At 38.6% G+C, this 12,356-nt stretch carries 13 protein-coding genes; 11 read left to right on the top strand and 2 right to left on the bottom strand.

Features of this window, described 5'->3' with window-relative positions:
- Positions 1-123 precede the first annotated feature (123 nt).
- Positions 124-774 (top strand): phosphatase PAP2 family protein, encoded by a 651-nt coding sequence (locus tag M3182_RS10060; protein WP_251557952.1) that lies wholly within the window; start codon positions 124-126, stop codon positions 772-774.
- Positions 775-943: 169 nt separating this feature from the next.
- Here the strand turns inward: M3182_RS10060 and M3182_RS10065 are convergent, their stop codons facing one another.
- A complete protein-coding gene (locus tag M3182_RS10065) occupies positions 944-1,450 on the bottom strand; it encodes an antibiotic biosynthesis monooxygenase family protein (RefSeq protein WP_251425028.1) in 507 nt (168 codons plus the stop codon).
- Positions 1,451-1,716: 266 nt separating this feature from the next.
- On the opposite strand from M3182_RS10065, the gene hemE reads away from it, so the two are divergent.
- Positions 1,717-2,763, top strand: coding sequence for a uroporphyrinogen decarboxylase (hemE, locus tag M3182_RS10070; RefSeq protein ID WP_251557954.1), 1,047 nt, complete (start codon positions 1,717-1,719; stop codon positions 2,761-2,763).
- Between the two features lie 291 nt (positions 2,764-3,054).
- On the top strand, positions 3,055-3,984 hold the full coding sequence (hemH, locus tag M3182_RS10075) for a ferrochelatase (protein ID WP_251425033.1): 930 nt from the start codon (positions 3,055-3,057) through the stop codon (positions 3,982-3,984).
- Between the two features lie 91 nt (positions 3,985-4,075).
- On the opposite strand, the gene yhfH is transcribed toward hemH, so the two are convergent.
- On the bottom strand, positions 4,076-4,210 hold the full coding sequence (gene yhfH, locus M3182_RS10080; RefSeq protein ID WP_251557956.1) for a protein YhfH: 135 nt from the start codon (positions 4,208-4,210) through the stop codon (positions 4,076-4,078).
- Between the two features lie 176 nt (positions 4,211-4,386).
- Between yhfH and M3182_RS10085 the strand changes: the two genes are divergently transcribed.
- From M3182_RS10085 to M3182_RS10120, 8 genes are all read left to right on the top strand, one after another.
- Positions 4,387-5,121: an MBL fold metallo-hydrolase gene (locus M3182_RS10085; protein ID WP_251425040.1), complete on the top strand. Its 735-nt coding sequence runs from the start codon at positions 4,387-4,389 to the stop codon at positions 5,119-5,121.
- Between the two features lie 12 nt (positions 5,122-5,133).
- Positions 5,134-6,123 carry a lipoate--protein ligase gene (gene lplA / locus M3182_RS10090; protein ID WP_251557958.1) on the top strand — a complete coding sequence of 330 codons (990 nt, stop codon included), beginning with the start codon at positions 5,134-5,136 and terminating at the stop codon, positions 6,121-6,123.
- Positions 6,124-6,277: 154 nt separating this feature from the next.
- Positions 6,278-7,834, top strand: coding sequence for a fatty acid--CoA ligase family protein (locus M3182_RS10095; RefSeq protein ID WP_251557960.1), 1,557 nt, complete (start codon positions 6,278-6,280; stop codon positions 7,832-7,834).
- A gap of 175 nt (positions 7,835-8,009) precedes the next feature.
- Positions 8,010-9,014 (top strand): ABC transporter substrate-binding protein, encoded by a 1,005-nt coding sequence (locus M3182_RS10100; protein ID WP_251557962.1) that lies wholly within the window; start codon positions 8,010-8,012, stop codon positions 9,012-9,014.
- A gap of 272 nt (positions 9,015-9,286) precedes the next feature.
- Entirely contained in the window at positions 9,287-10,306 is a 1,020-nt protein-coding gene (locus tag M3182_RS10105; protein ID WP_251425053.1) for an ABC transporter permease, read from the top strand.
- On the top strand, positions 10,281-11,075 hold the full coding sequence (locus M3182_RS10110) for an ABC transporter ATP-binding protein (protein ID WP_251425056.1): 795 nt from the start codon (positions 10,281-10,283) through the stop codon (positions 11,073-11,075). Before M3182_RS10105 ends, M3182_RS10110 begins: the two co-directional genes overlap by 26 nt.
- Positions 11,076-11,341: 266 nt before the next feature.
- Complete coding sequence (locus M3182_RS10115) at positions 11,342-12,058, top strand: AzlC family ABC transporter permease (RefSeq protein ID WP_251558115.1); 717 nt, start codon at positions 11,342-11,344, stop codon at positions 12,056-12,058.
- Positions 12,048-12,356, top strand: a complete 309-nt coding sequence (locus M3182_RS10120) for an AzlD domain-containing protein (protein ID WP_432806698.1) — start codon at positions 12,048-12,050, stop codon at positions 12,354-12,356. Before M3182_RS10115 ends, M3182_RS10120 begins: the two co-directional genes overlap by 11 nt.

Consider the following 12,356-nt stretch of genomic DNA (forward strand, 5'->3'; position numbering starts at 1 on the left):
TTCTATGTAATTTTCATTCATTATACCACTCTATATTGCCTTTTTTTAATAATTCAGTAAGATAGTTAACGTGCTTACGAGTAGAATAAAAGATTAAGAGAGCACAGATAAAAGGGGAAGAAAATGGTAGGAGTACAAATAAAACGCTTATTGCTAGTCTTAGGTGCGATTTCAGTCTATATATCTTTAGCTATAGCTATAGCTATAGCTAATGGCCATTCACTTCGCTTGGATGAGGGCATAAGCAATGTTGTTCATTCATTTGTAGGAAATTCAAAACCAGCGATATCGGAAACACTAGCTACCCTTGGCTCGACGAAAGGATTTGTGATCGTTGCTGTAGCTGTTATCACTTGGCTGGTTTTCAAGCGGAAAGATTATATGGCAGTAGGTGTCTATGTATTTGCAGTTCTATCAGGGTATCTTTTAAACTCTATTCTCAAAGAATGGCATCAACGACCGAGACCGACAACAGAGCAATTAACCGAGGTAACAACATTAAGCTTCCCTAGTGGGAATAGCATGATGGGCTTCATCATGTATTCGATGGCTGCTTATTTCCTTATAATGAGGCTAACAAGTCTGAAAGCTAAAATTACTGTTATTCTAGTAACCACATTCATCATATTATTTTATGGGATTAGTCGTGTAATCTTGAATGTACATTATCCTTCTGATATTCTTGCTGGCTATGCTTTGGGGCTAATGTGGTCAGTCATATGGATCCAACTTTATGAACGGTATCGCAAAAATGTTCTAAACAAAAGTCTATAACGCAATAATCGTCATTTTGTACGCTGAAAATTAAGTTAGCAAGCTCTTTTTTCTTGAAAGAAGCAACTCTTAGGGTATACCCTAGCTCATTCAATATATTTTTATCAAAAGCAACAAAGTTTGAGAAATAGAACTAAAAAAAGAGGAGAAGTACCTCCTCTTTGAAACCCTATTCTTCTTCGGCTATACTATACGTGGTGATATAGGATGGTCCTGTAAAAATTGAATGTGGATGAGTAGTTTGAGTTCCAGCTTGTTGAGCATGGGACTTTTGAAAGCTCTCTGATGTTTTCCACTTTTCAAATGCTTGACGGTTTTCCCAAAGGGTTAAAATGATGTACGTGTTGGAAGTAATAGGGCGTAAAACTCGAATGGCCACAAATCCTGGCTGGGATTCAATTTGACGATTCCGGTTTTTAAAACGGTATTCAAACAACGGTTTGCCTTCATCGGTAACAGGAATATTGTTCATGACGACGTATTCCGCATTTTCAAAGTTTCCGTAGGAATCGATCACCTCATATTTACGTGGTTGGTTAAAAATCGTGCCGGAAGCGGTCTCATGTATGAGTACAGCTGATTCCTCATCACCAAGCAAAAGCATGTTTTCTTCGGGATACTTTTCTTTCATTTTTTTTAAATAGTTTCGTGTTCCCGACGTAATAAAAAGATTCATATTTATTCCTCCGATCATAAAGGGATTATTTTTATTATATGAATGGAAGGCTTGAAAACCAAAATTTGTTTAGAAATAAGCCACAAAATCGTCATTTTTATGACATTTACCTTATACGCATCTTTTCTTTTAATAAAAAGGATATAGTGTATATAGTGTAAAACTAGGTTGAACCTCTCTGTTCTGGCATTTTTACCCTGAGACTAAAGGATAAGTTAGACAAAAAAGGATAGACGAAAGAGTACTTGAAAGGTGGATCACTTCAAATGACAAGAGCAATTAATGACACATTCTTAAAAGCAGCTAAAGGAGAAAAGACCGATTATGTTCCTGTATGGTATATGCGCCAAGCGGGACGTTCTCAACCTGAATATAGAGCGATTAAAGAAAAATATTCGCTGTTTGAAATCACGCATCAACCAGAACTCTGTGCTTATGTAACACGATTACCAGTGGAGCAATACAATGTTGATGCAGCAATTTTATATAAAGATATTATGAGTCCACTGCCTGCTCTAGGAGTAGATGTTGAAATTAAGTCGGGAATTGGTCCCGTTATTGATAACCCGATTCGTTCTTTAGCGGATGTAGAAAAATTAGGTGAAATCAATCCTGAGGAAGATGTACCATATGTACTTGAAACCATCAAAATTCTAACGGAAGAACAACTTTCAGTTCCTCTAATTGGATTTTCTGGTGCACCGTTCACTCTTGCCAGCTATATGATTGAAGGCGGTCCTTCCAAAAACTACAACAAAACGAAAGCGTTTATGTATGCAGAACCTAAGGCCTGGTTTGCTTTAATGGACAAGTTGGCAGAGATGGTTATTACTTATGTAAAGGCACAGATTAAAGCTGGAGCTAAAGCCATCCAGATTTTTGATTCTTGGGTAGGAGCATTAAATGTTCAAGATTATCGCTATTACATAAAGCCAATCATGCAACGTATTTTTTCTGAACTAAGAGAAGAAAATGTTCCGCTCATTATGTTTGGGGTAGGGGCAAGTCATCTTGCGAAAGAATGGCATGATCTTCCCTTAGATGTGGTGGGCCTAGATTGGCGTCTGCAAATTAAAGAAGCACGTGAGTTAGGAATCCATAAAACAGTTCAAGGAAACTTAGACCCAGCGATTCTTCTTTCTCCATGGGAAGTGATCGAGGAAAGAGCAAAAGCAATACTAGACCAAGGCGTGGAACAGCCAGGTTATATCTTTAACCTTGGTCATGGCGTTTTCCCATCTGTAAATCCAGCAACATTAAAGAAATTAACCAGTTTCGTTCATGAATATTCTGCAGAAAAATTAAAAGGTTAAACTTATGAGTAAAAGTAAGTCGTAAAGTCTGAACGGTCGCTAGCACTTTCTTACATCCCGGAACTGAAGGCAAAACAACGTATATTTCGGTTGTTTTTTAATTCTAGTCGGCTGTGCAAAGCGTTTTCGCTTTTCTTCGAGTAAGGATATTGGTAATTTGCTCGATATTTTGGCAAAATAGTTTTGTGAGAACACACCTAAGACAGAAGAAAGGGGATATAGGTCCTAAATATGCCTTCTTCTTAGATTTATATGCTTTTTATTATTTATACAGTAAAAAGAGGTGCAGTAATGGAAAAGAAGAAAATGGGTCTGCTTGTCATGGCCTATGGTACGCCTTATAAAGAAGAGGATATCGAACGTTATTATACACATATTCGTCACGGACGTAGACCTTCAGATGAACTACTAGAGGATTTAAAATCAAGATATGAAGCTATTGGTGGGATATCTCCTCTTGCACAAATTACTCAAAGCCAAGCAGAAAAACTTGAAGAGCGCTTGAATGATATTCAAGACCAATATGAATTTAAAATGTATTTAGGATTAAAGCATATTGAACCATTTGTTGAGGATGCAGTGAAGCAAATGCATGATGATGGAATTGAAGAAGCCGTTAGCATCGTACTTGCTCCACATTTCTCCACTTTCAGTGTGAAATCTTATAATGGTCGTGCCAAAGCAGAAGCGGAAAAACTAGGAGGGCCATCAATTGTATCAGTTGAAAGCTGGTATGATGAGCCTAAGTTTATCCAGTATTGGGTAGACCATGTATCTGAAACATTCAATCGCATGCCGGCTGACGAGAAAGAAAAGGCTGTATTAATTGTTTCAGCACATAGTTTGCCAGAAAAAATCTTGCAATCCGGAGATCCATATCCAGATCAGCTTCAAAAGACAGCGGACCTAATTGCTCAAGGTGCCGGAGTGAAAAATTACGCAGTAGGTTGGCAAAGTGCTGGGAATACTCCGGAGCCATGGCTTGGACCAGATGTACAAGATTTAACTAGAGACCTTTATGAAGAGCATGGGTACAAAGCCTTTGTTTATGTACCTGCTGGTTTTGTTTCAGAACATCTTGAGGTGTTATATGACAATGACTATGAATGCAAAGTTGTCACAGATGAAATCGGAGCGAGCTATTATCGCCCGGAAATGCCGAATGCACAACCTGAATTCATTGATGCATTAGCGACGATTGTTCTAAATAAATTATCATAATTGTAATTTGGTTGATATAAAACAGCCCGCCGTTTCTAACGGCAGGCTGTTTTTGTATACATTTAAAACATTGGTTTATGATACCTTCAATTTAATACTTTCCTGGGTCCATACAGTTATCGCATTTGCTGCCATAGCACTCATGTTGCTCTTCAATGGCTTCTCCACATTCTACACAATTTTTTGCAGGTAAATACCGGAAAAATTCAACAACATTCTCAAGCATTCTGATAACCCCCATTGATTGAAATTTAAAACTTGTTTGTTTATTAAGTTGCTCTCATTGTATTATAACAGTTGCTGGAGTGTCAACAGTTGTTTTATAACAAAACGTAAAAAATGAAAAAATGGGCAAAATGAAGTATAGTAAGGATTGGACAAATCGACCTAGGGGGAATGAACATGAAACTTACAGTAATCGGCTGTTGGGGTGGTTATCCGAAGAAAAATGAAGCTAGTTCAGGTTATCTTTTAGAGCATGATGGTTTTAAGCTATTGATTGACTGCGGAAGTGGAGTTTTATCGAAAATGCAAAATTTTGTCCAACCAGAGCAGCTTGATGCACTAGTGCTCTCCCATTATCACCCAGATCATAATGCTGATATTGGCGTGCTTTATCATGCAAGACTGATTCAAGGGTTTTTGGGTAAGAAGCCACCGGTGCTCCCCATTTATGGGCATAATTTAGATCAGGCTGAGTTTTCAAAACTTACATATAAAAATGTGACAACTGGAGTTGCATATCAACTTGATCAAACACTAGAGGTCGGCCCTTTTAGGATTACGTTTCTAAGAACCGTTCATCCAGTCCCGTGTTTTGCGATGAGGATAGAAGTTGAAGGGAAAGTATTAGTTTATACGGCTGATACAGCATATAAAGAGGAATTTACCGACTTTTCTAGAAATGCGGATGTTCTGCTTTGTGAATGTAATTTTTACGGACAGCAAAGTGGAAAAGGTGCAGGTCATATGAATAGCTTTGATACTGGAAAACTTGCATCACTAGCCGAAGTAAAGCGTCTCGTGCTCACTCATTTACCCCATTATGGAGATTTAAATCAGCTTCTAGAAGAAGCTAAGCAAAAATATAATGGTCCGATTCAATTGGCACATGAAGGACTGACAATATCGCTTTAAAGGAGAATCACCATGTTATTTATTGATAACAAAGGCATTACAGATCCACGCATTAACCTAGCCATTGAGGAATATGCGGTTAGAAATTTGGATATTAACGAAACGTACTTGTTGTTTTATATTAATGAGCCGTCTATTATCATTGGGAAAAATCAAAACACGATTGAAGAAATCAATACCGATTATGTAGAGAAAAATGGCATCCATGTTGTAAGGCGTGTATCAGGTGGCGGGGCAGTTTATCACGATTTAGGAAATTTGAATTTCAGCTTTATCACAAAAGATGACGGTGACAGTTTCCATAATTTCAAGAAGTTCACAGAGCCAGTAGTTGAGGCTCTAAGAAAGATGGGAGTCAATGCTGAACTTAGTGGTAGAAATGATTTGCTTGCAGAAGGTAGAAAAATATCTGGTAACGCTCAATACTCAACTAAGGGAAGAATGTTTAGTCATGGTACATTAATGTTTGATTCTGAGATCGACCATGTTGTTTCAGCACTAAAAGTAAAAAAGGATAAAATTGAATCCAAGGGAATTAAGTCCATCCGTAGTCGAGTGGCAAACATTTCTGAGTTTATGTCTGAAAAAATGACAATTGAGGAATTTAAGCAATTATTATTAAGAAATATCTTCCCAGACACAGAACAAATACCAGAGTATAAACTTACAGACGATGATTGGGATAAAATTAACCAATTATCCAAAGAAAAGTATCAAACATGGGAATGGAATTATGGGCGGTCTCCTAAATTTAATGTTCGGCATTCACACCGTTTTCCGGTAGGACAGATTGATGTCAGACTAGAGGTTAACAAAGGAATCATTGAAAATTGTAAAATTTATGGTGATTTCTTTGGGGTTGGCGATGTTAGTGAGATTGAAAACTTACTAACAGGAGTAAAATATGAGCGAGAATCACTAGCCCGTCAACTAGACGAAATTTCAATCCAACATTATTTTGGAAATATTACCAAAGACGATTTCCTTCAATTAATTTATTAATGTAAAAAGCGCAATCCATAGGGGTTGCGCTTTTTATTTTCCCTTTTGGGAATTTTTAGATTTTTCTCTTGAATAAGTAATTTTCTTTCAATATAATATATTTAGAAAATTGATAGCGCTTTCTATGTGGATTATACTTAAAGGGGATGGAAGAATGAATTTATCTACTCAACTTCATCAAACAGCATCACGTTTAGGAAGAAAACCTGCGTACTATTTTATGGACCAAAAAAGTACCTACGCAGAGTTGGATGATGCTGTCACTAAATTCGCATCAGGATTATCACAACTAGGGGTAAAACAAGGAGATCATGTTGCACTTTTATTAGGGAATTCACCGCATTTTGTTATCGGTTTGTATGGAGCACTCCGTTTAGGGGCTACGATTATTCCAATAAACCCTATTTATACTGCTGATGAAATTGGCTATATTCTCAGGAATGGGGATGTAAAAGTCGTTGTCGGGTTAGATTTAATGATTCCTTTGGCAGATAAAATGCATGAGCATCTGCCAACAGTAGAGTATTTTATTACTTGCGAGTCGGGACAACCTGAGGCTGCTTTGATTGATCCTTCAAATCTATCGTTTTCTTCTAAATTGAAAACGTTTTCTAACGTTGTATCAATTGGTAAGCTTGACTTTAATGAACCTAGTGTTGATGAAAATGATGTGGCCATTATCCTTTATACATCAGGTACCACTGGAAAGCCAAAGGGAGCTATGCTCACACATCGGAATCTATATAGCAATGCCATCGATGTAAGCAATTATTTGAAGATGAATGAAGAAGATCGAGTCATTACAACGTTACCAATGTTCCATGTTTTTTGTTTAACCGTCGCTTTAAATGCACCATTAATGAATGGAGCGACACTATTGATTGTTCCGAAATTCTCTCCAGGGGAAATTTTCCGCTTAGCGAAAAAATATGAGGCAACCGTTTTTGCAGGAGTCCCAACGATGTATAATTTTCTGTTGCAATACCCTGAAGGAGAAGCTAATGATTTAAAATCATTACGTTTATGCATTTCTGGTGGGGCAGCAATGCCAGTTGCTTTGCTTGAAGGATTTGAGAAAAAGTTCAATGTCGTTGTGTCAGAGGGATACGGTTTATCGGAAGCTTCACCTGTAACTTGTTTTAATCCACTTGACCGCCCAAGAAAAGCAGGCTCGATTGGTCAGTCAATTTTAAATGTAGAAAACAAGGTTGTGAATGAGCTTGGTGATGAAGTTCGTCCAGGTGAAGTCGGTGAGTTAATCGTCAAAGGACCGAATGTGATGAAAGGCTATTATAAAATGCCTGAAGAAACGGCTGCCACGATTAAAGAAGGGTGGCTTTATACAGGTGACCTAGCTAAAATGGATGAGGAAGGCTATTTCTACATCGTTGACCGAAAAAAGGACATTGTCCTTGTGGGGGGATATAATGTTTATCCACGTGAAATAGAAGAAGTCCTTTATGAGCATCCAGATATAGTGGAAGTGGCTGTGATCGGTGTACCTGATCCTGACTTTGGTGAGGCGGTTAGGGCATTTGTTGTGAGTAAAAATTCAGCGTTAACCGAAGAACAAGTAATCGTTTATTGTAAGGAACATTTGGCTAAATACAAAGTCCCAAGATCAGTTGATTTCCTTGATGAGTTACCCAAAAATACAACGGGTAAAATCCTACGGAAATCATTAAAAGAGCAAATCCTACAAGTAAAATAATCCTAGAAGGCTCAGGCAGACTAAAGTAGGTCTGCCTGTTTTTGAATCTATTGTGTTTTTAATTTTCTAAAATTATTGAATATTACTTGATAACTAGATTAGGATAATATTATAATTTTAACAAATAAAAGCACAAAAGCGATAAAGATAAAATCATTTACAGGGGGACCCAAAAATGTTAAAAAAGTTAAAAATGATGGCAGCTATTGGGATGACAAGTGCGCTCGTCTTATCTGGATGCGGAAGTGATGAGGCTGGATCTGATTCATCGACTGGCAGTGAAAATGAAGAGGGCACTACAATTAAGGTCGGAGTGACGCAAATAGCTGAACATCCTTCCCTAGATGCTGCATTTGAAGGCTTTAAGAAAGCTCTAGACGAGGCTGGGCTTGAAGTGGAATACGATGTTCAAAATGCTCAAGGTGACCCTAATAACAACGCACCAATTGCTCAGAATTTCGTTGGTGATGGAGTGGATTTGATCTTCGCGAACTCAACGCCGAGTGCTCAAAGTGCTTTAAACGCGACAAAGGAAATTCCGATTGTTTTCACGTCTGTAACGGATCCAATTGGAGCAGAACTAGTTAAATCTATGGAAAATACAGAAGGGAATGTGACAGGAACTGTTGACAATCATCCTGAAGCCATCCCAAATACAGTGAAATTTATGGCTGAACAGTTTGAAGGAAAGAAAGTCGGGCTTATTTATAATTCGGGTGAGCAAAATTCAATTGCTCAGATTGAAATGGTGAAAGAGGCTGGAGAAGAAGCGGGAGTAGAATTTGTGGAAGCGACAGTTTCCACTACAGCAGAGGTAAAACAGGCTGCTGAGTCTTTAGTTGGTAAGGCAGAAATGTTCTACATTATCACAGATAATACTGTTGTATCTGGACTGGATTCCGTGATTTTAGTTGCTAATGAGAATGATATGCCACTTTTTGTTGGAGAATTAGATTCGGTGGCTAAGGGTGGTTTTGCTGCATACGGGTTTGATTATGCCGATATTGGTTACGAGGCTGGGGTAATGGCAGCAGAAATTCTTAACGGTGAAAAACAACCTTCTGAACTTCCTGTTCAATATCCACAAAACTTAAAATTGGTAATCAATAAAAAAGCTGCTGAGGAAATGAACATTGATTTAAAGGAAGAGTGGGATAGCCTGGCTGAATACCTTGAATAATCAATGATGCCCATTGTCCTGTCTTTCAGCCAGCGGTTAGAACAAGATGACAGGACGATAGCATTTATAGAAAGTTGTTTTCGTAAAGATTGTTGTTAAAATCCTAAAGCTAATTTTAACGCAGAATAAGCCTTTTTGTGCGTTCAAACTAAGTGTGCTGGCTCTTTTCTCCTAATCTAAAATCACTTTCCAATGAAATAGCTATTTCTTTTCATTTTACTTTTAAAAGCAGCAAGGTTTGAGAAAAGAGCCTTAAAGAAAGGAAGTGGACTATGCCTACTGCTATTTTTGGATCATTGGAGGCAGGTGCATTATACGCCCTAATGGCATTAGGGGTTTACTTGTCTTTTAGAATATTAGATTTTCCTGACTTAACGGTTGATGGTAGCTTTGTAACTGGGGGGGCTGTTGCCGCCGTTATGATTGTAAATGGGCAGGACCCATTCTTTGCTACTCTTGTAGCGATAGCTACGGGTTTCATTGCGGGTTGTTTTACAGGGCTACTTCATACAAAAGGGAAGATTAATGCCTTGTTATCGGGTATATTAATGATGATTGCCTTGTATTCCATAAATCTACGAATCATGGGGAAATCGAATGTATCGCTTCTTTCGGAAGAAACGGTCATCACAAAGCTATCTGATTTTTGGAAAGGCATTGGAATGGATGATGCCATCCAGAGTGTGATTTCGACAATTGGCATTGGTTTTATCCCCAAAACTTGGGCTGTTTTAATTTTTATGGTTCTCTTAGCTTTCGCTGTTAAGTTTTTGTTAGATTGGTTCTTAAAAACAGAACTTGGCTTAGCCTTACGAGCGACAGGCAACAATGAAACGATGGTCCGAAGCTTTTCCGTTGATACCGATTTTTATAAAATTTTTGGTTTAGGATTATCAAATGCACTGGTGGCTTTCTCTGGGGCCTTGGTTGCTCAATATAATGGCTTTAGTGATGTTGGTATGGGAATTGGGATGATTGTCATTGGCCTGGCATCCGTTATTATTGGAGAGGCTGTATTTGGAGCGAAAAATATCATTCGTGCAACAGCAGCTGTTATTGGCGGAGCAATTCTATACCGAATTATTGTAACAATGGCTCTGAGAGTTGAGTTTTTGGAAACAGGCGATATGAAATTAATTACCGCACTTATTGTTATTTGTGCATTAGTCTTGCCAAAAGTCATTGACCGTCAAAGAGAAAAGCAGCGTAAACGTAAACGGTTAAAGGCAATGAGTAAAGCGAGTGCTGAGGGAAGGGGGCAAAACCTTGCTGCAGCTAAAACAGATTTATAAAGTCTTTAACGAAGGGACTCCTGATGAAAAGGTAGCTATAAACCAGATTAACCTCAATCTTGAAAAAGGTGACTTTGTGACAGTCATTGGGAGTAATGGAGCCGGAAAGTCAACGGTTATGAGTGTAATTTCAGGGAAGCTTAATCCCGATTTAGGGACTGTTAATATTGATGGGAAAAATGTTACCGATATGGCGGAGCATAAGCGATCTGCCTATGTCGGCCGGGTATTCCAGGACCCAATGGCTGGAACTGCTCCAGAGATGACGATTGAAGAGAATCTGGCCATTGCTTATTCGCGGATGAAACGGCGGGGATTCAGTTTAGGCGTAAACCGGAAGCGACGAGATTTCTTTAAAGAAAAGCTTGAAACGCTTCATTTGGGACTTGAAAATCGCCTACAGGCGAAAGTGGGGCTCTTATCTGGAGGGGAGAGACAAGCGTTATCGTTGTTAATGGCTACTTTCACTGAGCCTAAAATCCTTCTTCTTGATGAACACACCGCAGCACTTGATCCTTCAAGAGCTGAACTGGTTACTGAGTTGACAAAGGAGATTGTCCAACGATACGGACTAACAACTTTGATGGTTACGCATAATATGCAACAAGCACTAGAACTTGGAAATCGTCTCATTATGATGGATCAAGGCCAAATTATCTTTGAAGCGGACCCGAAAGCGAAACAGGCATTGACAGTGGATAAACTGCTTGAAGAGTTCCAAAGTATTCGTGGTGAAAAAATGAACAGCGATCGAGCGATGTTGATTTAACATATTGATAAAACAAGTTAAGGCGTGAATTCATTATGAATTCACGCCTGCTTGTTTGCTTTTTATGATACTTAGGGGGAGCGGGATCTCCTTCCAAACAGATTAGCCGTTTTGGCTTCGTTCATGGCTCGATAATTTTATAGTTTGAAATTGGATGGATAGATAGCAAAATGAAATTAGCAGAATTTTAATATATATAACTTGGAAAATCTTTGTATAATAGATAGTGATTTCATAGGAAAGGTGGGGGGAAAGTGGAAAATGTTATGACCATCGACCAAGGGACTCGATTTAAAAAAGGGTGCCAGGCGGGGATTAGCATTGCAATTGGTTATGTTCCAATTGCACTCACATTTGGGTTGATTGCGAAAACTACTGGTTTGAGTTTAGGCGAAACCGTAATGATGAGCATGATTGTTTTTGCAGGTGCATCTCAATATATGTCCTTGAGTCTGCTAGCGTTAGGGACAGGAGCGTTTGAAATTGTTTTAACCACCTTTATCGTGAACATTCGGCATTTTCTTATGTCTGCATCCTTAAATGAAAAGGTGGAACCGGACCGGACAATAAACCGAGTTATATATTCTTTTGGGATAACGGATGAAACGTTTTCAGTTGCTGCTATCCAACCAGGAAAACTGACGACTGGTTTTATGTTTGGATTGAATTTGACCGCTTATTTAAGTTGGGTTATAGGCTCTGGGGTAGGCTTTGCAATCGGTGCCGGGTTACCTCAAACTCTACAGCAGAGTATGTCCATTGCATTGTATGCGATGTTTATTGGATTATTGGTCCCTTCAATGAAAAAAAGTGTCAAAGTGGTGTTCCTTGCTGCGCTAGCGGCTTGTTTTAACATCATCTTCACCATGACAAACTTCCTGTCATCAGGTTGGGCAATTGTAGTTGCAACGCTTCTTTCTGCGGTCTTAGTTGAGTGGGTTGAGGGAATCAAGAAAAAAGGGCAGGTGTCCAATGTTGAGTAAGGAAATTGTTATGATGATTATTGGCATGGGCATCGTTACATTTATCCCTAGAATGCTACCTTTTATTATGTTCAGGGGAAAAGAATTACCCGCTTTTTTACAAGGTGTTTTAAAAAATGTGCCGTATGCAACCCTGGGCGCATTGATTTTTCCGGCTGTTTTCTACATACAAGAGGATATTTGGTATGGAGTTATTGGGGCAGGTGCTGCGTTTATTGCGGCTTTTTTAGGTGCAAATGTGATTGTAGTCGTCATGGGATCGATTGCTGTATTAAGTGCATACTCGCTGTTTTTCTAG

The organism is Mesobacillus maritimus (genome assembly GCF_023715205.1).
Classification (GTDB): Bacteria; Bacillota; Bacilli; order Bacillales; family Cytobacillaceae; genus Mesobacillus_B; species Mesobacillus_B maritimus_C.